The following is a 21,888-nucleotide window of genomic DNA, read 5'->3' on the forward strand; positions in this document are numbered from 1 at the left end:
CATGACCACGAGCGACCCCACCGTGCGCGACGTCGTCGCCGTCCTCGAGGACCTCTATCCGCCGTCGACGGCGGAGGGTTGGGACGCCGTGGGGCTGGTGGTGGGGCACCCGGGCGCGCCGGTGCGCAAGATTCTGTTCGCCGTCGACCCGGTGGCCGACGTCGTCGACGAGGCGATCGCGTGGGGTGCCGACCTGCTGGTCACGCACCACCCGCTCTTCCTGCGGCCCGTGCACTCGGTGGCCGCCACGACCTTCAAGGGTGACATCGTGCACCGCCTGCTGACCGCCGGTTGCGGCCTGTACGTGGCGCACACCAACGCCGACGCAGCGCCGCGCGGCGTCGCGGACGCGCTCGCCGATCTCGTGGGTATCACCGAGCGGCGGCCGCTCGTGGCACGGGAGGGAGACGACGAGCGGGGCATCGGCCGGGTCGGGCGCCTCGCCCAGCCGACGACCCTGGGCGAGTTCGCCCGCCACGTGGCGGAGGTGCTGCCCGCCACCGCCCAGGGGGTGCGGGTGGCCGGGGACCTCGACGCGCGCGTGCGCACCGCCGCCGTCGTGGGCGGGTCGGGGGACTCCCTGTTCGACGCCGTGCGCGCGGCTGCCGTGGACGTCTACGTGACCGCCGACCTGCGGCACCATCCGGCGTCCGAGCTGCGCGAACGAGCGGCCTTCGAGGCCGGGCTCGAGGACGTGCCGCAGGGCGCGGCCGCCGCCACTCCGTTCCTCGTCGACGTCGCCCACTTCGCGAGCGAGTGGCCATGGCTGGCCTATGCCGCCGAGGACGTCGTCGCGCGGCTCTTGGAGCGCGCTGGGGGAGAGCCCGGAGACGGTACGGTGACAACGAGGGTGAGCACGATCGGCACCGACCCATGGACCGCACGGGTGGCGAGCTCTGCTCGCTGAGGCGGCGCGCTGACCCTCACTCACCTGAACGCACGCGAGAGGACCCGCCCGTGGCCACTGCACCGCCCGAGGACCAGCGCCGACTGCTCGAGGTCCAGGCCCTCGACACGCGGTTGCAGCAGCTCGCCCACCAGCGACGTCACCACCCGTCCCTGGCCACCCTCGCCGAGCTGGACAAGCGCATCGCCGACCTGCACGGGTCGCTGGTCGACTCGCGGACGGCCGTGGCCGACCTCGAGCGCGAGGTCGCCAAGGCGGAGGCGGACGTCGCGCAGGTGCGCACGCGCGCCGACCGCGACCAGCAGAAGCTCGACTCGGGTGCCCTGTCGGCCAAGGACTCCCAGGCCCTGGTGAGCGAGCTCGAGTCCCTGACCCGGCGTCAGTCGGTGCTGGAGGACGCGGAGCTCGAGGTCATGGAGCGGCTCGAGGCGCACCAGGGCTCGCTCGCGGAGGTCGAGTCCGCGCACGCGGAGCTCGTGGCCGCCCAGGACAAGGCCCGTGCGGAGCGCGATGCGGCGTGGGCGGAGATCGACGCGGCCGCGGCCGCGGTCCGGGCGGAGCGCGCGACGACGGTCGCCGGGCTCGACGCCGGCCTCGTGACGCTGTACGACCGGCTGCGCACCCAGCTCGGCGGCACGGGAGCGGCGGCCCTGCGCGGCGGCCGGTGCGAGGGCTGCCGGCTGGAGCTCAACTCCGGCGAGCTCGCGGCGGCCAAGGCGGCCCCGCCGGAGCAGGTCGTGCGGTGCGAGGAGTGCGGGCGCATCCTCGTGCGCCAGGTGGACGAGGGCGCGGGGGTCTGATGGCGCGCCCGTCCGGGGCGAGCCCGCTGGCGGGCGCCGAGACGGTGACCGTCGTCCTGGTCCGGCACGGCGTGACGCCGCTGACGGAGGCGCGCGCGTACTCGGGCGGCGGCGTGCCCGGGCCGTCGTTGACCACGCGGGGCCGGACCCAGGCCGCGCAGGCGGCCGACGCCGTGTTCCGGATCGGCAAGGACCTGTGGCCCGACCTGCCGCGGGCCGGCGCCCTCCTGGCGTCGCCGATGGTGCGCACCCTCGAGACGGCGGCCGCGATCGGCCGGCGGATCGGGCAGCACCCGCGTCCCGACGACCGGTTCGCCGAGTGCGTCTTCGGCGAGTGGGAGGGCCTGGGGGCCGACCGGATCGCCGACGGCTGGCCCGACGAGTTCGCGGCGTGGGCCACCACGGGCACGCACCCCGCCCCGGGTGGGGAGTCGTACGCGCACGTGGGCGAGCGCGCCTGGGCGGGCCTGCGCGACGTCGTCGCGGCGAGCGACCCGTCCGCGGCGACCGTCGTCGTCGCGCACACCGTGACCATCCGCTCCCTGGTGGGACGCGCGCTCGCGGCGCCCCCGTCGACGTGGCCGCGGCTGCGCGTGCCGCCGTGCTCGCTCACGGTGCTGCGGCTGGGGCTCGGGGCGGACGACGGCGAGCTCGCCGTCGCGGAGGTCACGACGGTCGGCTTCCCGACCGACGCCTGAGGGCGGTCCCGTGGACCTATCGCTTCGCGTGCTCGGGCGGCGTCGCGAGCGCCAGGTCGACGCCGCGCGTCACCCAGGCGCGGAGTCCGTGGGTCCCCGGCGGGCGTGCGCGTCGCCTCGGAGCCGGCTCAGGACGTGCTCGTCAGGCGATGACGACCTCGAGGGTGCGCGGCCCGCGACGGGTGGCGGGGTCGTGCAGCGTGGCCTCGATCATGCGGTAGCTCAGGCCCGTTCCGACCTCGGTGCCGATGATCTCGCCGTCGAGCTCGCGCGCCGCGTCGAGCAGCTCCTCGGCGCTCGACGGCGCCGGGCCGGGCCGGCGCAGCAGGTGGCCTGTGAGCACACCCCGGGTGTGCTTGGCGTTGTGGGACACGACGGCGCGTTTCCCGTCGGTCTCGCGCACCACGCGGACGGTCACCCAGTCGGCGGCGGACCCGCCGGTGGTGGCCGGCTTCCATGCGGCGAGGTAGGTCGCCGAGCGGCAGTCGACGACGACGTCGCCCGCGGCGCGCGCGTCGAGGGCCGTGGCGAGATGGGGGCGCCAGGCGGTGGCGAGCTTCCCGACGCCGGGCAGGTCCACGCCCATGGACAGCCGGTAGGCCGGGATCCGGTCGGCGGGGGAGACCGCGCCCCACAGGCCGGAGAAGACCCGCACGTCGTGGGTGGCACGCCGCGCGACGTCGCCGTCGAGGTCGGCGAGGCCCGCGGCCGCGTACAGCACGCCGGTGTACACGCGGGCGGCGGGGGCCGCGGGGGAGCCCTTCAGGTCGGCGTTGCGCGCGACCTCGTCGGCGAGGGACGGGCCGACCCCGAGGACCGTCGTCGCGTCGGGGCGGAGGCTGACGGCGGCCAGGGCCTCGGCGACGGCGCGGCGGTGGTGGGTCAGCTCCGCCGCCCCCGTGAGCCCCGCGAGGTCGACGGGTGCGGCGTCGGCGGGCGCGGGGGTCTTGCCCTCGGAGGGCGGCAGACAGATCAGCACCCCGACACTGTAGGCGGCCGCCGGCCCCTCGCCGGCCGGTCGGCGGTGACCTCAGCGGGCGGCGTCGACCGGCTCGTCCCAGCCGACGCGGAAGTCCGTGACCCAGTCGTGGGAGGCGCGGGTGGCGACGCGGCCGACGATCGGCAGGATCACCCGCTCGCGCAGGGCACGCGAGGCGGCATGAGGGATCTTGAGGCTCGACGTGCGCTTCGCCTGCGCCACCAGGCGCTCGACCCTGCGCCGCCGCTGGGCCTCGAAGGCGGCGAAGGCAGCCGCCGGGTCACGCAGGTCGCGCAGCAGGCGCGCGAGCAGGACGCCGTCCTCGATCGCCAGCGACGCGCCCTGGCCGGACGTGGGAGAGATGGCGTGCGCGGCGTCGCCGACAAGGCCGACGGCCCCGCGGTGCCACACCGGCACCTTCGGGAGGTCGAGGGTGTTCCAGGGGCCGAGCGGCGTGGGAGAACCCGCGATGAGGTCGAGCGCGGGCGAGTCGTCGTCCGCGAACAGCCCCGCCAGCTCCGCCCGCCAGGCGTCCGGGGTCCAGGCGGCGAGCTCGGCCGGCGTCGCCGCCGTCGCGCGTGGCACGTTCGCGAACCACCAGACCTCGCCCGGCGCGCGCCGCAGGTACGCGAAGAACGCGCGTCGTCCGAAGACCATCGTGAAGACGCCCGGGTCGGTGTCGACGTCGACGCCCGTCGCGTACCCGCCGGTGTTGAGCAGCCCGGTGTATCGCGGCGCCGGGCAGCCCGGGTCCAGGACCTGTCGGGTGCGCGACCCGAGCCCGTCGGCGCCGACGAGCAGGTCCCCGGTCGCCGTCGTGCCGTCGTCGAACGCGGCGACGACCGTGCCGTCGGGCCGGGTCGAGGCGTCGACGAGGCGCTTGCCGTGCTCGACGACGATCCCGCGGCGCGCGGCCTCGTCGCGCAGGGCCGCGTAGAGGTCCGACCGCCGCACGGTCTGGCTGTGCGGCCCGCCACCGGGTGCGTCCATCGGCAGCCGCGTCAGCAGCCGCCCCGACGCGCCGCGCATCTCCATCCGCGTGGTGTCGAACCCGCCGAGGGACCGGTGGTCGAAGCCCAGCACCCCGAGGGCGTGGACCCCGTTGGGGGCGAGGGTGAGGAAGGCCCCGACGTCGTCAGCCGTCCGGGCGTGCGCCTCGAAGGCGGTGGTCTCGATGCCGGCCTTCTGCAGTGCCATGGCGGTCACGGGTCCGGCGATGCCCGCTCCGATCACGATTGCTCTCACGCCAACACCATAAAATGGCTAACCATAAAATGGCAAGCGTCGAGCCCGCGCTCTAGGCTGAGGCCGTGACCGACCGACCTCGATCGCCGCTGGCGATGGTGCTCCTGGCCCTGCTCGCCGAGGAGCCGATGCACGCCTACCGGATGCAGCGGCTGATCAAGACGCGGCAGAAGGACGCCGTGGTCAACGTCGCGCGCAGCAACAGCGTCTACCAGGCGCTGGAGCGCCTCCGGCGGGACGGGTTGATCGAGGTGCGCGAGAAGGTGGCGGCCGACGTCGCACCGGCGCGCATCGTCTTTGCGCTCACGGACGCGGGGCGGGAGGCGCTGCGTCGCTGGGTCGACGCCGCCCTGGCGAACCAGGCCCGGGAGTTCCCCGAGTTCCGGGCCGTGCTGGCCGTGGTGGCGCTCACGTCGCCGACGGTCGTCGCAGACCGGCTGGCCGAGCGGGCCGATGCCCTCGAGGCCGTGCTCGCGCGGGCGGCCGAGGACGCGGCGACCAGCGCCGCGTGGGGGCTGCCGCGGGTGTTGATGCTGGAGCACGAGCACTTCGTGGCGGTGACCCGCGCCGAGCTCGACTGGGTGCGCGGGGTCGTCGCGGACCTGCGGTCCGGCGCGCTCACCTGGGATCCCGTGCAGATGGTCGAGCAGCGCCCCAGGTTCGAGGGCGTCGCGGCCGGCTGAGCCCCGCCGACGGTGTTCGGCAGCCGGTGTTCGGCAGCCGGTGTCCGGCAGTCGGGTGTTCGGCCGGCGGACGGGCTGGTGACAGTGGCGTCCGTCACCGCTAGCGTCGTCGGGCATGGTCCAGGTGAAGGTCTACGGCAACCGGCGGGTCTGGGGCGAGCGGCGTGCGGAGGTCTCCGACGCGCTGCACGAGGTGCTGGTCGCGGCGTGGCGGATCCCCGAGGACAAGCGGTTCCACCGGTTCCTGCTCCTGGATGACGGCGACCTCGTGGCCCCGCGTTCCGACGCCTATCTGATGATCGAGATCGTTGCCTTCACGGGGCGGTCGCCGGAGGCGAAGCGCGAACTGATCCGTCGCCTGTACGACGACGTCGCGCCGCGGCTCGGGCTGGACGCCGACGACCTGGAGCTCGTCGTCATCGAGTCTCCGGCCGAGAGCTGGGGGATCCGCGGGCGCGCGGGCGACGAGCTGACGCTGAACTACACCGTCGACGTCTGAGCGGGGGCGCACACGCTGGAGCCCACGTAGCGCGTGACCGCGCCGATACCCTGGAGCGCGGCCGAGGCAGCGAGACCACCGTGGGCGCGAGGCCGCACGCGGGGCCGGGGGTCGAGCGCGTGCGCGCGGCACTGGAGCGCCTCGCCGGCGCATAGACTGTGCGGCGCGGACGAGTCGGTCGGACGGTCGCGTCGGCGGCACCCTCGGGTGTCGTCGCCGAGGAACGTCCGGGCTCCGAAGGGCAAGGTGGTGGCTAACAGCCACCCGGGGTGACCCGCGGGACAGTGCCACAGAAATCAGACCGCCTCCGCCGGGAGACCGGCGGCGGTAAGGGTGAAACGGTGGTGTAAGAGACCACCAGCGTGCTCGGCGACGGGCGCGGCTAGGTAAACCCCACCTGGAGCAAGGTCAGACAGGGAGCGTTCGAGGGCGGCCCGCCCGAAGCTTCCGGGTAGATCGCTCGAGCCCTGCGGCAACGCAGGGCCTAGATGGATGACCGTCGCCCGTGCCGGGGCAACCCGGCGCGGGAACAGAACCCGGCGTACAGACCGGCTCGTCCGCTTCACATGGTCTGACCTGTGGTTTTATGTGGCGAGGGATGCCTCAGTCCGCAGAGAGTCCGCAGGAATTTCGGCGGGGGCACTCCGAGGGGTGTCGATCAGAGCCTCTGCCGCGGTGGCACCGTCGTCCCGAGGTGCGAAAGGTCCACGCCACGCAATCTAGGGTTCGCAGTTCATCGCCGCGCCCGGATTACCGAGTCCGCAGGTAGTCCGCAAGAGCCCACGAAACGCCGTCGGGCCTCAGGGCACCCGGCATACAGGCCGGCTCGTCCGCTCTGATGGCCCATCGCGGGCTGATCGTGCTCAGCGCCTCGTCTCGTACCTGTTCAGGACCATCCCGCCATGTGGGCGAATCCACGTACCTCGACCTTCCCGTCGTACGGCAGGAGCCGTCGCTGCCCGGCGCTCTTGTGTGAACGGTACGTAAAGAGTTCCTATGCGGAGTTCCTTCCGCGGGTGTCGCGGTGCTAGCGTGGCGGGCGTCGCGACGACGAGGTCGCGAGTCCGGAACGCAGCGCCCGAGACCGTGGCGCACAGGACGCGGAACGTGGGACGAAGGTGCGGATGTGACTTTCACCAACGAGGCGCAGACCGGGGGCATCGCCCTCGTGGAGCGACCCGACGTCAGTGTGGTGGACATGTGGGGCGAGATCGATATCGCCCTGCGCAACGAGGCGAGCGCGGCCCTTGCCCGTGCTTTCGAGCGTGATCTCCCCGTGGTGGTGGACACCTCGCGCGTGACGTTCATCGACTCGGCGGGTGTCGCCTTCCTCGTCCAGCTCTGCCGCATCGGCAGGGACGAGGGGCTGCGCGTCTCGCTGCACCGACCGCCGCTGGCGGTGCTGGACGTGCTGCGGATGCTCCACCTGGACGTGCCGCCGGATGCGAACGTCGGCCTGGACGGCGAGGCGCCGGCGACCACGCCGGCGGCACCGCACAGCCTCGCGGGCTGACAGCCCCAGTTTCGCGAACAGCGCCTGGTCAGTGATCGCGCCCGCTCGCGGCGAGCGCGGCGGCCCCGACGATCCCGGCACGGTTGCGCAGGGTGGCCGGAATGACGGGGGCGTGCAGGTCGAGCAGCGGCAGGAACCTGTCGTGCTGCTTGCTGATCCCGCCGCCCACCACGATGAGCTCGGGGGACAGGAGCATCTCGACGGTCTCGAAGTAGCGCTGCAGCCGCTTGGCCCAGTGTTGCCACGAGAGGTCCTCGCGCTCGCGGGCGGACTCGGCGGCCCGCGACTCGGCGTCGTGCCCGTCGATCTCCAGGTGACCGAGCTCGGTGTTCGGCACCAGCACGCCGTCCACGAGCAGCGCCGAGCCGATCCCGGTGCCGAGCGTCACGACCAGCACCACCCCGTCGCGCCCCTGCGCGGCGCCGTACCGCTGCTCGCCGACTCCCGCCGCGTCGGCGTCGTTGACAGCCGTGACCTCGCGCCCGGTCGTGTCGTGGACGAGGGCGAGCAGGTCGACGCCCTTCCAGGACTTGTCGAGGTTGGCGATGAACCGCACGACGCCGTGGTCCATCGGGGCGGGGAAGGCCACGCCCACGGGCACGTGCGCGGGCAGGTCGAACGAGTCCACCAGCTCGGCGAGCACGCCGACCACGGCGTCCGGCGTGGACTTCTCGGGGGTCGGGATGCGGCGCCGCTCGTCGGTGAACTCGCCCGTCGCCAGGTCGACCGGTGCCCCCTTGATGCCCGACCCGCCGATGTCGATGCCGAACGCGACCGTGTGCTGCGACGCTGCCTCCACCATGGACCCCATCTTGATGCAGGATCGTCCTATGAGCGACATCAGTCCGGTGCAGTACTGGTACAACACCAAGTCCGGTGAGGTGGAGGAGAGCCGCGACCGTTCGAGCTGGAGCCACCGCATGGGGCCCTACCCGACGCGCGACGCGGCCGAGCACGCCCTCGACTCCGCCGCCCGGCGCAACGACACCTGGGAGGGCGAGGACAAGGACTGGCGCGGCCGCGACTGATCGCGTGGCGTTCCACGGACGAGGGGCGATGAGTTCCCGCGGCCTCTGGCGTCCGACTCGGAGGACGGCTCGGAACTCCCGACTCGACGACGCCAGCCCGGAACGCGATGTGGGGCCGTCCTCAGGGGGCGTCACCACGGAGGGTGACCATGACAGGGACCGTCGAAGCGAACGGTGTCACGCTCGGCGTCGAGCACTTTGGTGACCCGGCGGGGCCGCTGCTCCTTTGCGCGGGCGGTACGACGATGCTCTCCTGGCCCGACACGCTCTGCGAGTCCCTCGCACGCGGCGGGTGTCACGTGGTGCGGTACGACCTGCGCGACTCGGGTGCGTCGACCACCGGCGACCCCGAGGTGCCGGCGTACACGCTGCGCGATCTTGCCGCCGACGCGGCGGCTCTCGCCCGGGAGCTCGACGACCGGCCGGCACACCTGGCGGGCATCGGTGTCGGCGGCATGGTCGCCCAGGTCGCCGCCGTCGAGCACCCGGAGTCGTTCGCGGCGCTGACCCTTGCAGGGACGCGGCCTGTCGCGCCAGGCCCGGTCGATGACGACCTGCCGGACCACGACGCGGCGACCATGGACCGGCTGTTCTCGCTCCCCACGCCCGACTGGTCCGACCGCGACGCGGTGGCGGAGCACGCGGCCGAAAGCGCCGAGATCCTCGGGGACGACCCAGCCGTTGCGCGCGTGGTCGCCGGGCGCACCTGGGACCGCACACCGGGCACGGCGCCCTCCGTGCAGATGGCCAACCAGCTGGGAGCGGTCTTCTCAAGACTCGAGTGCGAGCCGCGCTGGCGTGCACGCCTGACCGAGGTCGCGGTGCCGACACTGGTGGTGCACGGTCGGCACGACCCGTTCTTCCCGGTCGGCAACGGGGAGGCTCTTGCACGCGAGATCCCGGGGGCACGACTGCTCGTCCTCGAGCGCGCATCGACGGCGATCCCGGACGCGGATGCCGGTCGGGTCGCGGCAGCGATGCTCGGTCTCCAGGGCATGCTCGGGGACCCGCACGCCGGAGGCAGGCGGTAGCCGTACCGGTCAGCCCACCTACTGCTCGAAGGAGTGCGCGGCGTCCGGGAACGTGCCGGCGCGGACCTCGTCGGCGTAGTCCTGCGCCGCCTGGCGCAGCAGGTTGCCGACCTCGGCGAACCGGCGGGCGAACCGCGGCGACCAGTCGGTCATCCCGGCCATGTCGGTCCACACGAGCACCTGGCCGTCCACGCTGGGCCCGGCGCCGATCCCGATCGTCGGGATGTGCAGGATCTCGGTGGCGCGTGCCGCGACGTCCACCGGCACCATCTCGAGCACGACGGCGACCGCGCCGGCCTCCTGCACCACGAGCGCGTCCGCGCACAGCACCTCGGCCGCCTCGTCGCCGCGCCCCTGCACGCGGGGCCCGCCCAGGATGTTCTCCGACTGGGGCGTGTAGCCGAGGTGGCCGACCACGGGGATGCCGGCGTCGGTGAGGGCCCGGATCTGGGCGGCCGACCGGCGTCCGCCCTCCAGCTTGACCGCCGCGGCGGTCGTCTCCTTCATGAACCGCACCGCAGTCGCGAGGGCCTGCTCCGGGCCTGCCTCGTACGAGCCGAACGGCAGGTCGACGACGACGAGCGCGTGCTCCGCCGCGCCCGCGACGGCACGGGCGGCGGGGATCATGTCGTCCACCGTGACGGGCAGCGTCGTCGCGTGCCCGTGCATGGTGTTGGCGATCGAGTCGCCCACGAGTAGCAGGTCGAGGCCCGCGGCGTCGAAGAGGCGCGCGGTGACGGCGTCGTACGCCGTGAGCATGGTCAGCCGCTCGCCGCGCTCCTTCGCCTCGGCCAGATGATGGACCCGGACCCGGCGGCGGCGTGTCAGGTCAGCAGCGGGCGAGGGGGCTTCTGCGGTGGAGCCGGTGGGGGCGTCGTGGCCTGGTGTCGCCATGGCCGCTAGCGTATGCCAGTCACGACATCCGCCAGTAACACTTCTCGTGCAGGATGGGGTCCATGGACAGGCAGCAGGAGTTCGTGCTCCGCACGGTCGAGGAGCGCGACATCCGCTTCATCCGACTCTGGTTCACCGACGTGCTCGGCGTGCTGAAGTCGGTGGCGGTCGCCCCGGCCGAGCTCGAGCAGGCGTTCACGGAGGGCATCGGGTTCGACGGCAGCTCCATCGAGGGGCTGACGCGGGTCTACGAGGCGGACATGATCGCCAAGCCGGATCCGACGACGTTCCAGGTGCTTCCCTGGCGCGGGGAGCGGCACGGCACGGGGCGGATGTTCTGCGACATCCTCACGCCCGAGGGCGAACCGTCGCTGGCCGACTCGCGCAACGTGCTGAAGCGGACCCTCGCGAAGGCGAGCGACCGCGGCTTCACCTTCTACACGCACCCCGAGGTGGAGTTCTACCTCTTCAACCAGATCGCCTCGCCGGACGAGCCGCTCGTCCCGGTCGACAACGGCGGGTACTTCGACCACCTGGCGCGCGGCAGCACGCACGACTTCCGCCGGGCGGCCATCACGATGCTCGAGTCGATGGGAATCTCGGTGGAGTTCTCCCACCACGAGGCCGGCCCCGGCCAGAACGAGATCGACCTGCGCTACGCGGACGCGCTCACCACCGCCGACAACCTCATGACCTTCCGCACGGTGGTCAAGGAGGTGGCGCTGGAGCAGGGCGTCTTCGCGTCGTTCATGCCCAAGCCGATGGCCGACCACCCGGGCTCCGGCATGCACACCCACCTGTCGCTGTTCGAGGACGACCACAACGCCTTCCACGAGCCGGGCGCGCAGTTCGAGCTGTCCAAGACGGCGCGGCAGTTCATCGCCGGGCTGCTGGTGCACGCCGCCGAGATCACGGCCGTCACCAACCAGTACGTCAACTCTTACAAGCGGCTGTGGGGCGGCGCGGAGGCGCCGAGCTACATCTCGTGGGGCCACAACAACCGCTCCGCCCTCGTGCGCGTCCCGATGTACAAGCCGGGCAAGGGCAACTCCGCGCGGGTGGAGTACCGGGCGGTCGACTCCGCGGCCAACCCGTACCTGGCGTTCGCCGTGCTCCTCGCCGCCGGCCTCAAGGGGATCGAGGACGGCTACGAGCTGCCCGACGCGTCGGGCGACGACGTGTGGGAGCTCACCGACCGCGAGCGCCGGGCCCTCGGCATCGCGCCGCTGCCGCAGTCCCTCGACGAGGCGATCGAGCTCATGGAGGGGTCCGAGCTGGTCGCGGAGACCCTCGGCGAGCACGTGTACGACTTCGTGCTGCGGAACAAGCGGCAGGAGTGGGACGCCTACCGGGCGCAGGTCACGCCGTACGAGCTGCACCGGTTCCTGCAGTTCCTGTGACGGCCCGGGGCGACATGCTGAGGGTGACGAGGTGCCGCTAGGGTCGCTGGCGTGAGCACGACGTCGGGGGCCGGCAGGCGCGCCACCCTGACGCGCCGGCTGCTGCACGCCGGGTTCGCCGACCTCACGCGGTCGGCCGGGCTGTGGGCCGACGCGGGCCTGCAGGAGGCCCTCGCCACCCCGGAGCACGAGGACGCGGCGCTCGCCGCGCTGGGTGCGTGCGCGGACCCGGACCTCGCGCTGCTGCAGCTGGTGCGCCTGGCCGAGGTGCCTGGTGCGCGGGGGCGGCTGGTCGAGCTGTTCGACGGGGGCGACGCGCAGATCCGCACCCGCACCCGCCTGCTCGCGGTGCTCGGGGCGTCGTCCGCGCTCGGGGACGAGATCGTGCGCCGTCCCGAGCTGCTCGACGTGCTGGCCGAGGACGCCCCCGATCAAGCCTCCGACAAGGCCTCCGGCGGCGACTCCGACAGCGACGACGAGCCCGGCGCGACCCCCGGCCCCGGCGCGACCCCCGGCCCCGACGCGACGCCTGGCCCCGACGAGGTGCGGGCGGCGCTGCTGCGGGCGGTCGGCGCCGACCCCGACGAGGCCGTCCCCGTGGCGGCGCCCCCGGACGCCGAGCCGGGGACCGGCTGGCCGGACCCCGACGCCGGCACGACGACGGACGCGCTGCGCCGTACCTATCGCACCCACCTGCTCGCCCTCGCGGCAGACGACCTGACCGCCGGCGACCCCCTGACCCGGATGCCCGCCGTCGGGGCGGCGCTGGCCGACCTCGCGTCCGCCGCCGTCGAGGCGGCGCTCGCCGTGGCGCGCGCCGCGCTGGACGACCACGGCCGCGGCGTGCGGCTCGCGGTGATCGGGATGGGCAAGACGGGCGGACGGGAGCTCAACTACGTCTCCGACGTCGACGTCGTGTACGTGTGCGAGCCTGGGGAGCTGCCCGACGGCACCCTTCTGGACGAGGAGACGGCGCTCGCCACCGGAGCCCGGCTCGCCGCCGGGCTGCAGCGGGTGTGCTCGAGCACCTCCGCCGAGCCGCCCCTCTGGCCGGTGGACGCCGCCCTGCGGCCGGAGGGCGCGCAGGGGCCGCTGGTGCGCACGCTCGCGAGCCACCAGGCCTACTACGAGCGCTGGGCCGAGACCTGGGAGTACCAGGCGCTGCTCAAGGCGCGGCCCGTCGCCGGGGACGCGGAGCTGGGGCGCGCCTACCGCCAGACCGTGGAGCCGTTCATCTGGTCCGCCGTGCACCGGGAGCACTTCGTCGAGGACTCCCGGGCGATGCGCCGCCGGGTCGAGGACCACGTGCCCGCGGCCGAGGCGGACCGGCAGATCAAGCTGGGCAAGGGCGGCCTGCGGGACGTCGAGTTCACCGTGCAGCTGCTCCAGCTGGTGCACGGGCGGGCCGACCCGCAGATCCGGTCGCCGCACACGCTCGCGGCGCTCGCGGCGCTCGCGGCCGGCGGCTACGTGGGGCGCGAGCATGCCGCGCGGCTGGCGGTCTGCTACCGGTTCCTGCGGTCGCTGGAGCACCGGGTGCAGCTGTACCGGCTGCGGCGCACCCACCTGCTGCCGACCGCGGAGGAGGACCTGCGCCGCCTCGCGCGGTCGCTGGGGATGCGCGCCGAGGGGGCGGCCGGGCTGCTCGAGCGGTGGCGCGCCACGCGCCGCGAGGTGCGCGCGCTGCACGAGGAGGTGTTCTACCGCCCCCTGCTGCCGGCGTCCGCCCAGCTCTCGGACGCGGAGCTGTCGCTGTCCCCCGACGTGGCGGGCGAGCGGTTCGCCGCCGCCGGCTACCGCGACCCGGACGGCGCGCTGCGGCACGTCGCGGCGCTCACCAGCGGCACGTCGCGCCGGGCCGCCCTGCAGCGACAGCTGCTGCCCGTGTTGCTGGGCTGGTTCGCGGAGGGCGCCGACCCCGACGCCGGGCTCCTCGCGTTCCGCAAGCTGTCCGAGGCGCTCGGCACCACGCCTTGGTACCTGCGCCTGCTGCGCGACTCCGAGAACGCGGCCTATCACCTGTCGCAGCTGCTGTCGTCGTCCACCTACCTGGCCGACGCGCTGGCACGGTCGCCCGAGTCGGTGCGCTGGCTGGCCGACACGTCGGGGCTCGAGCCGCGCGGGCCCGGGCGGCTCGCCGCGGAGGCGGACGCGATCCTCACGCGGGCGGACGAGCCGAAGGCCGCGGCGGGCCGCCTCCGGGCGCTGCGCCGCCGGGAGCTCGCCCGCACCGGCGCGGCGGAGGTGCTCGGGCTGCTGGAACCCGTGGGCGCGGCGGCCGCGATCTCGGACGCGGCCGACGTCGTCCTCGTCGGGGGGTTGCGCGTCGCCGAGCACGCCGCACGGACCGAGCTCGGCCTGGGGGCCTCGCCCGAGGACGACCCGACGCGCATGCTCGTGGTCGCGATGGGGCGGCTCGGCGGCCGCGAGATGGGTTATGGCTCGGACGCGGACGTCATGTTCGTGCACGAGCCGCGCCCGGGCGCGGAGCCGAAGGCCGCCCAGGACTTCGCGACGCGCGTCGCGACGCGGCTGCGCGCGCTGCTGTCCGAGGTCGGGCCGGAGCCCGCGCTCCCCGTCGACGCCGATCTGCGCCCGGAGGGGCGGCAGGGCCCACTGGTGCGCACGCTGGACTCCTACGCCGAGTACTACGGCCGCTGGTCCAGCGTCTGGGAGTCGCAGGCGCTGCTGCGCGCCCGCCCGGTGGCCGGCGATGTCGGCGGGCCGGACGCTCTGGGCACCCGGTTCGTGACCCTCGTCGACCCGCTGCGCTACCCGCCGGGTGGCCTCGACGACGCACGGCTCCGTGAGGTGCGGCACATCAAGGCGCGCGTCGAGGCCGAACGGCTCCCGCGCGGCGCCGACCCGGCGCGCCACCTCAAGCTCGGCCGCGGCGGGCTCTCCGACGTCGAGTGGACGGCGCAGCTGCTGCAGCTGCAGCACGCGGCCGACGTCGAGACGCTGCGCACCACGGGCACCGTCGCGGTGCTCGACGGGGCGGTCGCGGCGGGGCTGCTGGACCCGGACGACGCGACCCAGCTGCGCGACGCCTGGGTGCTCGCGTCCCGCCTTCGCTCCGCCGTCGTGCTCTGGTCAGGGCGCACCACGGGGGCGCAGGTGGACCAGCTGCCGCACGACTCCCACGACCTGGCCGGCGTCGCCGGGCTGCTCGGTGACGTCGGCACCGGGGGAGAGCTCGAGGAGCTGTACCTGCGCACCGCCCGCCGGGCCCGCGCCGTGATGGAGCGCGTCTTCTACGGCGAGGACTGACGGCCGAGGTAGTTCCAGTCCTGTCGAGGTAGTGCGAAACGTGCCGAGGTAGTTCGCACCCGGCGGGTGCGGCACGATATGTCCATGCGCAAGCCTCCGACGCCGCCCGCGGGCGCCTCGCCCGCCCGCCCTCTCCCGGCGGGAGCGGTCGCTTGAGCGCCGGGCTGCTGGGCCTGCTCGACGACGTCGCGGCCATCGCGAAGCTCGCTGCGGCCTCGCTGGACGACGTCGGTGCCGCGGCCGGGCGGGCGACGGCGAAGGCGGCGGGCGTGGTGGTCGACGACACGGCGGTGACCCCGCAGTACGTGCACGGCGTCGCGGCCGACCGCGAGATCCCGATCGTCAAGAAGATCGCCTGGGGCTCCATCCGGAACAAGGTGCTGATCATCCTTCCGGTGGCCATGATCCTCAGCCAGTGGGCGCCGTGGCTGCTCACGCCGATCCTCATGCTCGGCGGCACCTACCTCGCGTTCGAGGGCGCGGAGAAGATCTGGGGCCGCCTGAGGGGGAACGAGGGCCACGACAAGCCCGCGGCCGCCGTCGGGCCCGAGGCGGAGAAGACGCTCATCGCCGGCGCGGTGCGCACCGACCTCATCCTCTCGGCCGAGATCATGGTCATCTCGCTCAACGAGGTCGCCGACGAGCCGTTCTTCGCGCGGCTCGTGATCCTGCTCGTCGTGGCGCTGGTCATCACCGTCATCGTCTACGGCGTGGTGGCCCTCATCGTGAAGATGGACGACGTCGGCCTGGCGCTCGCGGGCCGGGCCTCGACGGCCAGCCAACGCATCGGCCGTGGACTCGTCGCGGGCATGCCGAAGGTGCTCGCGGTGGTCTCCGTGGTCGGCACCGTCGCGATGCTGTGGGTCGGCGGGCACATCCTGCTGACCGGTGCCGACGAGCTCGGCTGGCACGGCCTCTACGACATCGTGCACCACCTCGAGGAGGCCGTGGCACACGCCGCGCCCGCGATCGGCGGGTTCCTCGCGTGGCTGGTCAACACGCTGTGCTCCGCCCTGGTGGGGGTCGTCGTCGGTGCCGTGGTCCTCGCGGTGGTTCACCTGCTGCCCTTCGGCAAGAAGCACGACGAGGCCGCCGCGGCGCACTGAGCGCCGTCCGGTCAGTCCTCTGACGCGAGAGTGAGCACGCGCAGGCGGTTTCCGGCGTACCAGGTCGCCGCGACGAACACGCCGACGATCAGGGCGTACGCGAGCCCGAGGCCGACGTTCGCGGTGACCAGGCCGGGCGGTGCGATGGACTCGGTCACCGACAGGGCCCACTGCTGCACGCTGAGGTTGCGGGCGCCCGGCACGAAGCTGCCCACAAGGCTCTCCCACATCAGCGCGTAGAGGAGCCCGATGATCACCGCGTGCCGCGTCAGGATCGACAGCAGCAGGAAGGCCACGCTGTAGACAGCGCCGGCCGCCAGGGCGCCCGCCCCGAACGCGAGCACGGTGCTGACGCCGCCACCGAGGACGGCTGCCGCCAGCATGGTCGGGACGACCGCGAAGACGACCGTCGCGCCGACGGCCACCGCGAGCTTGCTCTGCACGATGGTGTGCCGCGAGACCGGTTTCGACAGCAGGTGGACGATCGACCCGTCGTCGATCTCGGGCGCGATCGCCCCCGTCCCGACGATCAGCCCGAACAGCGGCAGGAACGTCGCGAACGACACCCCTTGCAGGAGGGCGGCGGCGTCCGCGTCGGAGACCGGGACGAGCGCGCGGGTGAGGACCGCGATGCCCACGAGCAGCAGCGCCAGGGCGGCGAGCAGCCACACGCGCCTCCCGCCGAGCATCGCGCGGGCGGTCAGACGGACGATCGTGCTGTTCACGTCGGCGCTCCTCAGCTCTCGACCAGGTAGGAGAACACGCTCTCCAGGGATTCGTCGGCGGGCGTCACCTGGAACAGCCGCACGCCGGCGTCGCGCGCGACGCGGGGCAGGAGGTCGGCGAACCGCAGGAACTCGGCGGCCTGTACCCGCAGGACGTCACGCTCGAGGCCGACGCCCGCCGTCGAGCCGTCCGCGATGAGTGCCGAGGCGAGCGCCCGGTTGTCGCTCGAGGCGATCGTGTACTGGTGCGGTCGGTCGGTCATCAGTCGACGGATCTCGCGGTAGTCGCCGGAGGCGGCGTAGCGCCCGGCGACGACGACCTCGATCTGGTGGGCGAGCTGCTCGACCTCCTCCAAGATGTGGGAACTGAACAGCACGGTGCGCCCCTCGTCGCCCATCGTGCGCAGCAGCTGGATCAGATGCAGGCGCTGGCGCGGGTCCATGCCGTTGAACGGCTCGTCGAGCAGCAGCACCGACGGGTCGTGCACGAGGGCGGACGCCATCTTGATCCGCTGCTTCATCCCCTTGGAGTATTCGCCGACCTTGCGATCCTGCGCGCCTTGCATCTCGACGGCGGCGAGCGCGCGAGCGGCGGCGGCGCCCGGGTCGGGCAGGCCGTGGAGCTCGGCGCTGGCCACGGCCAGCTGTCGGCCGGTGAGGTAGTCGTAGGTGGCCTCGCGCTCGGGGACGACGCCGATGGCACGGTAGACGTCCGGGTTCTTCCAGATCGCCGCGTCGTCGAGGGTCACCGTCCCGGTGGACGGCGGGAGGAAGCCCGCGAGCATGTGGATCAGCGTGGACTTCCCGGCGCCGTTCGGCCCGAGCAGCCCGGTGATGCCCGGGCCGATCGTCATCGTGACGTCGTTGACCGCCACGACGTTGCCGAACCAGCGCGAGCAGGCGTCGATCTTCAGCGTGGCCATCAGAGCCGTACCCTCCGGTAGCGCGCGGACAGGGCCCCGTAGGCCAGCGCGACGACCCCCAGGGTGACGAGGAGGAACGCGAGGCCGGCGGCGTCGCTCGGCGGGCCGGCAGGCGACGACGTCTCGACGCCGAACGCCCAGACCTGCACACCGTCCACGAGGGTCATCGGCGAGAACAGGCCGATCCAGCCGGCGGTGGTCATGTCCCCGGCCTCGAAGCCGACCAGGCCCTGCATGCTGGTGACGATGGCGTAGCTCAGCGCCAGGACGGTCATGATGGCCGCGACGCCGAACCCGCGGCGGGCCGTCAGGGACGCGATCACCAGGCCGATACCCGACAGCACCACCGCGAACAGGACGGCCCCGGCCAGCGCCTGCAGGACCTCGACGGTCTGCGTGCCGGCGTCGAACCCCGCCGCCAGCGCACCCAGGTACATGACCAGGAGCGGCGCCGTGATCAGCAGGAACACCGCAGTAGACAGGCCCGCGAGCTTGGCCCGCACGTAATCGACCCGCTCGAGCGGCCGGGAGAGGTACAGCGGCAGCGTGTGGAACCGCAGGTCGAGCGAGACCGCCTGGGGTGCGGCGACGGCGACGAAGATCGCGACCGCCGCCTGCGTGACCATCGCGTACCGCGTGTACGGCAGCACCGGTTCGGAGATCAGCCCCTGCCCGGCCATGACCACCGAGACCACAGCCAGCACGATCGCCGGGAGGAGCATCACGGTGACCATCGCGAACGGCACGACCTTGGACCGGGGCGCGCGACCCAGCCCGAAGACGCCCCGCAGGGTGTGCGTGTACAGCGCGTAGGCGATCCCGCGCCGGCTGAGCCGCTCGCCGTCGTAATCGCGGTACCCGATGTTGTGGATGACGCCCGCGGGCGTCGCCTCAGACTGCGACATGGGTCGCCTCCCCGTCGAAGACCTCCGAGATGTGGTGGCGGCGCGGCTCCAGCCGGACCAGGCCGAGGCCGTGATCGACGACGACGTCGCGGACCAGGTCGTACGTCTCCTCGCCGCGCAACTCGACGACGAGCCGCGGCCCGTCCCGGCCGACCTGCAACCCGGCCGCCGCGAGGGCGGATGCGGCGACGTCGGGGTCGCCGGCGACCTCGACGGCGAGCTGGGCGCTCGCCCGGGTGAAGTCGGCGACCGTCGACGACCGCAGGAGCACGCCGCCGTCGACGATCACGACGTGGTCGCAGATGCGCTCCAGCTCGCCGAGCAGGTGCGAGGTGACGAGGACCGAGATCCCGAAGTCGTCGTAGATGCGCCGGACCAGGCCGAGCATCTCGTCGCGGCCCGCCGGGTCGAGGCCGTTGGTGGGCTCGTCGAGGAAGACGACGTCCGGGTCGTGCACGAGCGCCTGTGCGAGCTTGACGCGCTGCTTCATGCCCGTGGAGTAGCCCCCGATCGGCCGGTAGCGCTCCTCGTAGAGCCCGACGTGCCGCAGGGTGTCGGCCGCGCGCTCGCGGGCCGCGTCGGTCGGCAGGCCGGACATCCGGGCGAGATGGACCACCAGCTCGGTGGCCGACACGTCGGCGGGCAGGCAGTCGTGCTCGGGCATGTACCCGACCCGGCTGCGCAGCGCTGCGCCGTCGTCGCGGATGTCGTGACCGAGGACCCGGGCGCTGCCCGACGTCGCGTCGGAGAGCCCCAGCAGGATCTTGATCAGCGTGGACTTGCCCGCGCCGTTGGCGCCCACCAGGCCGGTGACACCGTCGCCGATCTCGAGCGTGAGGTCGTCGAGCGCGGTGACGCGGGGATAGCGCTTCGTGAGCTGCTGTGTCGTGATGACTGGCACGGCACCGACCGTATGCCCGTGACAGGTCGTCGGGAACCCGTGGAGCAACAGTTCAGGGGGAACTCAGGGTGAACCCCGGACGACATGGGTCCTGGGATGCAACCTCGGCGCCCTCGCCGGGGGCGTGTGGCTCGCGCGGCTCCGTCCGTTCGTGCCACCAGGGCGAGCAGGGGCCTCGTCGGTGGTTGCTCAGCACCCGTCGTACGACGCCGAAGAGGCACGGGCGGGCGTCCTCTCCGAGCGGTATCTCGTTCACCCGTCGCCACGCGATCAGGTACGCCTCGGCCACCACATCAGCGGCATCGGAGCGTCGATGCCGTTAACTCACTCGGTCTCGCTGGCCGGATGTAGGACCACCCACAGGTGGCCGTCGGGGTCGGTGAACGTGCCGGTGTAGCCCCATGCGCGCTGCGTTGGGGGGCTCGTGATCGTCGCGCCCCCTCTCGTCGCAGCGCGAACCAGGTCGTCCATTGCCTCGGTCGAGCCGACCGCGATGCCGAGGAGGCACTCGGCGGCGCCCGGGGCGGCGGTGGTCCGCCCTGAGGTTGCCCCGGGGTCTCGAGCCCCAGCCCGCACGAAGGCATACGCGCGCTGACGGCTCTCGGTGGGCAGGGCGACAGTGAGATCGAAGGTGCTCATCTCGTGCCGACGGAGTTCGCGGGCGCAGCTCATCGGTTGGTGGACTGGGTGAACCCGCGGTCGTCCGGCTACGGGGCGACGGCGACCGCGCGATCGCCCTCGCGCAGCGCCACCTTGTTGACCTTGCCGGACGCGTTCGTCGGGATCTCCTCGACGACGCGGATCGCCTTGGGCTGCTTGTAGCGGGCGAGGGTGTCGCCGAGCCAGCCCTGCAGCTCCTCGAGCTCGAGGGACTCGCCCGGGTGCAGGACCACCGCCGCGACGGGCACCTCGCCCCAGCGCTCGTCGGGCCGGCCGTAGACGGCCGCACCGAGGATCTTGGGGTGGGCGAAGAGGGCGTTCTCGACCTCGGCGCAGTACACGTTCTCCCCGCCCGAGATGATCATGTCCTTGAGCCGGTCGACGACCCAGACGAAGCCGTCCTCGTCCTGGCGCACGAGGTCGCCCGAGTGGAACCAGCCGCCGTCGAACGCCGCCGCCGTCTCGGCGGGCTTGCGCCAGTAGCCGTGCATCAGGCTCGGCCCCCGGTAGACGATCTCGCCGACCGTCCCCGGCGCGACGTCGCGGAGCGCGGCGTCGACGATCCGGGTCTCGAGCGTGGGGACCGGGCGCCCGACCGACCCCAGCTTGCGCAGCGCGTCGCCGCCACGCAGCGCGCAGGTGATGGGAGAGAGCTCGGTCTGGCCGAACACGGCGACGTTGAGGGCGTCGGGGAAGGTCTCGGTCATCGTGCGCAGCAGCGTGTCCGACGCCGGCGCCGCCCCCCAGCTGATGACCCGCAGGCGCAGGTCGCGCTCGCGGATCCCCGGTACGGCGCAGATCGCCTGCCACTGCTGCGGCACATTGAAGACGATGGTGGCCTTCTCCCGCTCCCACGCGTCGACGAGCGCCCGAGGGTCGAAGGCGCCGAGCGGGTGGATGACGGTCGGGATGCCCACCACGAAGTTCGAGGCGATCGAGCCCAGTCCCGCGATGTGGAACAGGGGGGCGGTGAGGAAGGCGACGTCCGACTCGTCGAAGATCTCGTTGACGCGGATGACGGTGAGGGACTGCGCCGCCATGTTGACGTGGTCGAGCATCGCGCCCTTGGGCCTCCCGGTGGTGCCCGAGGTGTACATGATCAGGCAGGTCGTGTCCTCGGGGACGTCCGGGGCGACGAAGCCGTCCGGCGCCTCGGCCAGCAGGTCAGCGATGCTCTCCTGCCCGTCCGCGGCCTCGCCCACCACGACGACGCGCTCGAGGCGGTCGGTGAGCTGGCCCGCCGCGGCGACGAGCGGCGCCAGCGGCTGGTCGACGACGATGACGTCCGCGTCCGCGTCGTCGATGATGTAGGCGACCTCGGCGGGGGAGAGCCGCAGGTTCACGGGGACGGCGATCGCGCCGAGGCGGTTGATCGCGAACACGGTCTCGATCACGAGGGGGTGGTTGAAGGTCAGTAGCAGCACTCGGTCGCCGAAGCCGACGCCCCGACGCCGCAGCGCCGCGGCGAGGACGTCCATGTGCCGCGCGGCGTCGGCCCAGGTGGTCACCTCGTCCTCGAACTTGAACGCGGTCGCGTCCGGCGTCGTCGCGGCGTGGATCAGGACCTGGTTCATCCAGTGGTTGCGTCGGATCCCCGGCGGGATGGTGCCCGTGGAGTCGCTCATGGCATGCACCTCTTCGTACGTGAGCCCTGTCGGGGCGGGCACCGTCGCCTCGCCCCGTCCGTTCTGCGGCCGCCCGGGGACGGCCGGGCATCATGT

21 protein-coding genes and 1 other RNA gene are annotated in these 21,888 nt (G+C 73.2%); 12 read left to right on the forward strand and 10 right to left on the reverse strand.

Annotated elements, in window-relative coordinates; translation table 11 throughout:
• Position 1 precedes the first annotated feature (1 nt).
• Genes AC1C2W_RS18380 through AC1C2W_RS18390 form a run of 3 tightly spaced genes read left to right on the forward strand, consistent with a single transcriptional unit; the run spans position 2 to position 2,405 of the window.
• Positions 2-907 carry a Nif3-like dinuclear metal center hexameric protein gene (locus AC1C2W_RS18380; RefSeq protein ID WP_495413941.1) on the forward strand — a complete coding sequence of 302 codons (906 nt, stop codon included), beginning with the start codon at positions 2-4 and terminating at the stop codon, positions 905-907.
• A gap of 50 nt (positions 908-957) precedes the next feature.
• Positions 958-1,707, forward strand: coding sequence for a zinc ribbon domain-containing protein (locus tag AC1C2W_RS18385; protein ID WP_495391115.1), 750 nt, complete (start codon positions 958-960; stop codon positions 1,705-1,707).
• Entirely contained in the window at positions 1,707-2,405 is a 699-nt protein-coding gene (locus tag AC1C2W_RS18390) for a histidine phosphatase family protein (protein WP_495413942.1), read from the forward strand. Before AC1C2W_RS18385 ends, AC1C2W_RS18390 begins: the two co-directional genes overlap by 1 nt.
• 142 nt (positions 2,406-2,547) lie before the next feature.
• On the opposite strand, the gene AC1C2W_RS18395 is transcribed toward AC1C2W_RS18390, so the two are convergent.
• Both AC1C2W_RS18395 and AC1C2W_RS18400 read right to left on the reverse strand, forming a co-directional pair.
• The gene (locus AC1C2W_RS18395) at positions 2,548-3,384 is read right to left on the reverse strand and encodes a YaaA family protein (protein WP_495413943.1); all 837 of its coding nucleotides are present in this window, start codon (positions 3,382-3,384) and stop codon (positions 2,548-2,550) included.
• A 51-nt stretch (positions 3,385-3,435) separates the two neighbouring features.
• Positions 3,436-4,629, reverse strand: coding sequence for an FAD-dependent oxidoreductase (locus AC1C2W_RS18400; protein WP_495391118.1), 1,194 nt, complete (start codon positions 4,627-4,629; stop codon positions 3,436-3,438).
• A 65-nt stretch (positions 4,630-4,694) separates the two neighbouring features.
• Between AC1C2W_RS18400 and AC1C2W_RS18405 the strand changes: the two genes are divergently transcribed.
• The 4 genes from AC1C2W_RS18405 (at position 4,695) to AC1C2W_RS18420 (ending at position 7,324) form a co-directional block, all read left to right on the forward strand.
• Entirely contained in the window at positions 4,695-5,312 is a 618-nt protein-coding gene (locus tag AC1C2W_RS18405; RefSeq protein WP_495413944.1) for a PadR family transcriptional regulator, read from the forward strand.
• A gap of 115 nt (positions 5,313-5,427) precedes the next feature.
• Positions 5,428-5,811 carry a tautomerase family protein gene (locus tag AC1C2W_RS18410; protein WP_495391120.1) on the forward strand — a complete coding sequence of 128 codons (384 nt, stop codon included), beginning with the start codon at positions 5,428-5,430 and terminating at the stop codon, positions 5,809-5,811.
• A gap of 170 nt (positions 5,812-5,981) precedes the next feature.
• An RNA gene (gene rnpB / locus AC1C2W_RS18415) (RNase P RNA component class A) lies at positions 5,982-6,371 on the forward strand.
• Between the two features lie 566 nt (positions 6,372-6,937).
• On the forward strand, positions 6,938-7,324 hold the full coding sequence (locus AC1C2W_RS18420; RefSeq protein WP_495391121.1) for an STAS domain-containing protein: 387 nt from the start codon (positions 6,938-6,940) through the stop codon (positions 7,322-7,324).
• Positions 7,325-7,352: 28 nt separating this feature from the next.
• On the opposite strand, the gene ppgK is transcribed toward AC1C2W_RS18420, so the two are convergent.
• Complete coding sequence (gene ppgK / locus AC1C2W_RS18425; protein WP_495391122.1) at positions 7,353-8,126, reverse strand: polyphosphate--glucose phosphotransferase; 774 nt, start codon at positions 8,124-8,126, stop codon at positions 7,353-7,355.
• Positions 8,127-8,154: 28 nt separating this feature from the next.
• On the opposite strand from ppgK, the gene AC1C2W_RS18430 reads away from it, so the two are divergent.
• The gene (locus AC1C2W_RS18430) at positions 8,155-8,352 is read left to right on the forward strand and encodes an SPOR domain-containing protein (RefSeq protein WP_495391123.1); all 198 of its coding nucleotides are present in this window, start codon (positions 8,155-8,157) and stop codon (positions 8,350-8,352) included.
• A gap of 149 nt (positions 8,353-8,501) precedes the next feature.
• Positions 8,502-9,383, forward strand: a complete 882-nt coding sequence (locus AC1C2W_RS18435; RefSeq protein ID WP_495391124.1) for an alpha/beta fold hydrolase — start codon at positions 8,502-8,504, stop codon at positions 9,381-9,383.
• Positions 9,384-9,401: 18 nt separating this feature from the next.
• Here AC1C2W_RS18435 and panB read toward each other — a convergent pair whose 3' ends face one another.
• Positions 9,402-10,277 carry a 3-methyl-2-oxobutanoate hydroxymethyltransferase gene (panB, locus tag AC1C2W_RS18440; RefSeq protein ID WP_495413945.1) on the reverse strand — a complete coding sequence of 292 codons (876 nt, stop codon included), beginning with the start codon at positions 10,275-10,277 and terminating at the stop codon, positions 9,402-9,404.
• Positions 10,278-10,339: 62 nt separating this feature from the next.
• On the opposite strand from panB, the gene glnA reads away from it, so the two are divergent.
• The 3 genes from glnA to AC1C2W_RS18455 all read left to right on the forward strand — a co-directional run bounded on the left by glnA (position 10,340) and on the right by AC1C2W_RS18455 (position 16,053).
• Entirely contained in the window at positions 10,340-11,677 is a 1,338-nt protein-coding gene (gene glnA / locus AC1C2W_RS18445) for a type I glutamate--ammonia ligase (RefSeq protein ID WP_495391126.1), read from the forward strand.
• A 51-nt stretch (positions 11,678-11,728) separates the two neighbouring features.
• Entirely contained in the window at positions 11,729-14,947 is a 3,219-nt protein-coding gene (locus tag AC1C2W_RS18450; RefSeq protein ID WP_495413946.1) for a bifunctional [glutamine synthetase] adenylyltransferase/[glutamine synthetase]-adenylyl-L-tyrosine phosphorylase, read from the forward strand.
• Positions 14,948-15,099: 152 nt separating this feature from the next.
• Positions 15,100-16,053: a DUF808 domain-containing protein gene (locus AC1C2W_RS18455; protein ID WP_495391128.1), complete on the forward strand. Its 954-nt coding sequence runs from the start codon at positions 15,100-15,102 to the stop codon at positions 16,051-16,053.
• Positions 16,054-16,064: 11 nt separating this feature from the next.
• Here AC1C2W_RS18455 and AC1C2W_RS18460 read toward each other — a convergent pair whose 3' ends face one another.
• The 6 genes from AC1C2W_RS18460 to AC1C2W_RS18485 all read right to left on the reverse strand — a co-directional run bounded on the left by AC1C2W_RS18460 (position 16,065) and on the right by AC1C2W_RS18485 (position 21,792).
• Entirely contained in the window at positions 16,065-16,778 is a 714-nt protein-coding gene (locus tag AC1C2W_RS18460) for an ABC transporter permease (RefSeq protein WP_495413947.1), read from the reverse strand.
• 11 nt (positions 16,779-16,789) lie between these two features.
• Entirely contained in the window at positions 16,790-17,701 is a 912-nt protein-coding gene (locus AC1C2W_RS18465; RefSeq protein WP_495391130.1) for an ABC transporter ATP-binding protein, read from the reverse strand.
• Entirely contained in the window at positions 17,701-18,606 is a 906-nt protein-coding gene (locus AC1C2W_RS18470) for an ABC transporter permease (protein ID WP_495413948.1), read from the reverse strand. The genes AC1C2W_RS18465 and AC1C2W_RS18470 overlap by 1 nt, the downstream gene beginning before the upstream one ends.
• Positions 18,593-19,507, reverse strand: a complete 915-nt coding sequence (locus AC1C2W_RS18475; RefSeq protein WP_495413949.1) for an ABC transporter ATP-binding protein — start codon at positions 19,505-19,507, stop codon at positions 18,593-18,595. Before AC1C2W_RS18475 ends, AC1C2W_RS18470 begins: the two co-directional genes overlap by 14 nt.
• A gap of 324 nt (positions 19,508-19,831) precedes the next feature.
• On the reverse strand, positions 19,832-20,179 hold the full coding sequence (locus AC1C2W_RS18480) for a VOC family protein (protein WP_495413950.1): 348 nt from the start codon (positions 20,177-20,179) through the stop codon (positions 19,832-19,834).
• Positions 20,180-20,214: 35 nt separating this feature from the next.
• A complete protein-coding gene (locus AC1C2W_RS18485; protein ID WP_495413951.1) occupies positions 20,215-21,792 on the reverse strand; it encodes a long-chain-fatty-acid--CoA ligase in 1,578 nt (525 codons plus the stop codon).
• Between the last annotated feature and the right edge of the window lie 96 nt (positions 21,793-21,888).

This window comes from Isoptericola sp. Y581, from assembly GCF_059445475.1.

Bases quoted from the DNA above. Each gene is read 5' to 3' on its own strand.
- AC1C2W_RS18390 (WP_495413942.1), top strand. From the start codon at position 1,707: ATGGCGCGCCCGTCCGGGGCGAGCCCGCTGGCGGGCGCCGAGACGGTG.
- AC1C2W_RS18430 (WP_495391123.1), top strand. From the start codon at position 8,155: ATGAGCGACATCAGTCCGGTGCAGTACTGGTACAACACCAAGTCCGGT.
- AC1C2W_RS18465 (WP_495391130.1), bottom strand. From the start codon at position 17,701: ATGGCCACGCTGAAGATCGACGCCTGCTCGCGCTGGTTCGGCAACGTC.
- AC1C2W_RS18410 (WP_495391120.1), top strand. From the start codon at position 5,428: ATGGTCCAGGTGAAGGTCTACGGCAACCGGCGGGTCTGGGGCGAGCGG.
- AC1C2W_RS18380 (WP_495413941.1), top strand. From the start codon at position 2: ATGACCACGAGCGACCCCACCGTGCGCGACGTCGTCGCCGTCCTCGAG.
- AC1C2W_RS18480 (WP_495413950.1), bottom strand. From the start codon at position 20,179: ATGAGCTGCGCCCGCGAACTCCGTCGGCACGAGATGAGCACCTTCGAT.
- AC1C2W_RS18485 (WP_495413951.1), bottom strand. From the start codon at position 21,792: ATGAGCGACTCCACGGGCACCATCCCGCCGGGGATCCGACGCAACCAC.
- panB (WP_495413945.1), bottom strand. From the start codon at position 10,277: ATGGCGACACCAGGCCACGACGCCCCCACCGGCTCCACCGCAGAAGCC.
- AC1C2W_RS18435 (WP_495391124.1), top strand. From the start codon at position 8,502: ATGACAGGGACCGTCGAAGCGAACGGTGTCACGCTCGGCGTCGAGCAC.
- ppgK (WP_495391122.1), bottom strand. From the start codon at position 8,126: ATGGTGGAGGCAGCGTCGCAGCACACGGTCGCGTTCGGCATCGACATC.
- glnA (WP_495391126.1), top strand. From the start codon at position 10,340: ATGGACAGGCAGCAGGAGTTCGTGCTCCGCACGGTCGAGGAGCGCGAC.
- AC1C2W_RS18470 (WP_495413948.1), bottom strand. From the start codon at position 18,606: ATGTCGCAGTCTGAGGCGACGCCCGCGGGCGTCATCCACAACATCGGG.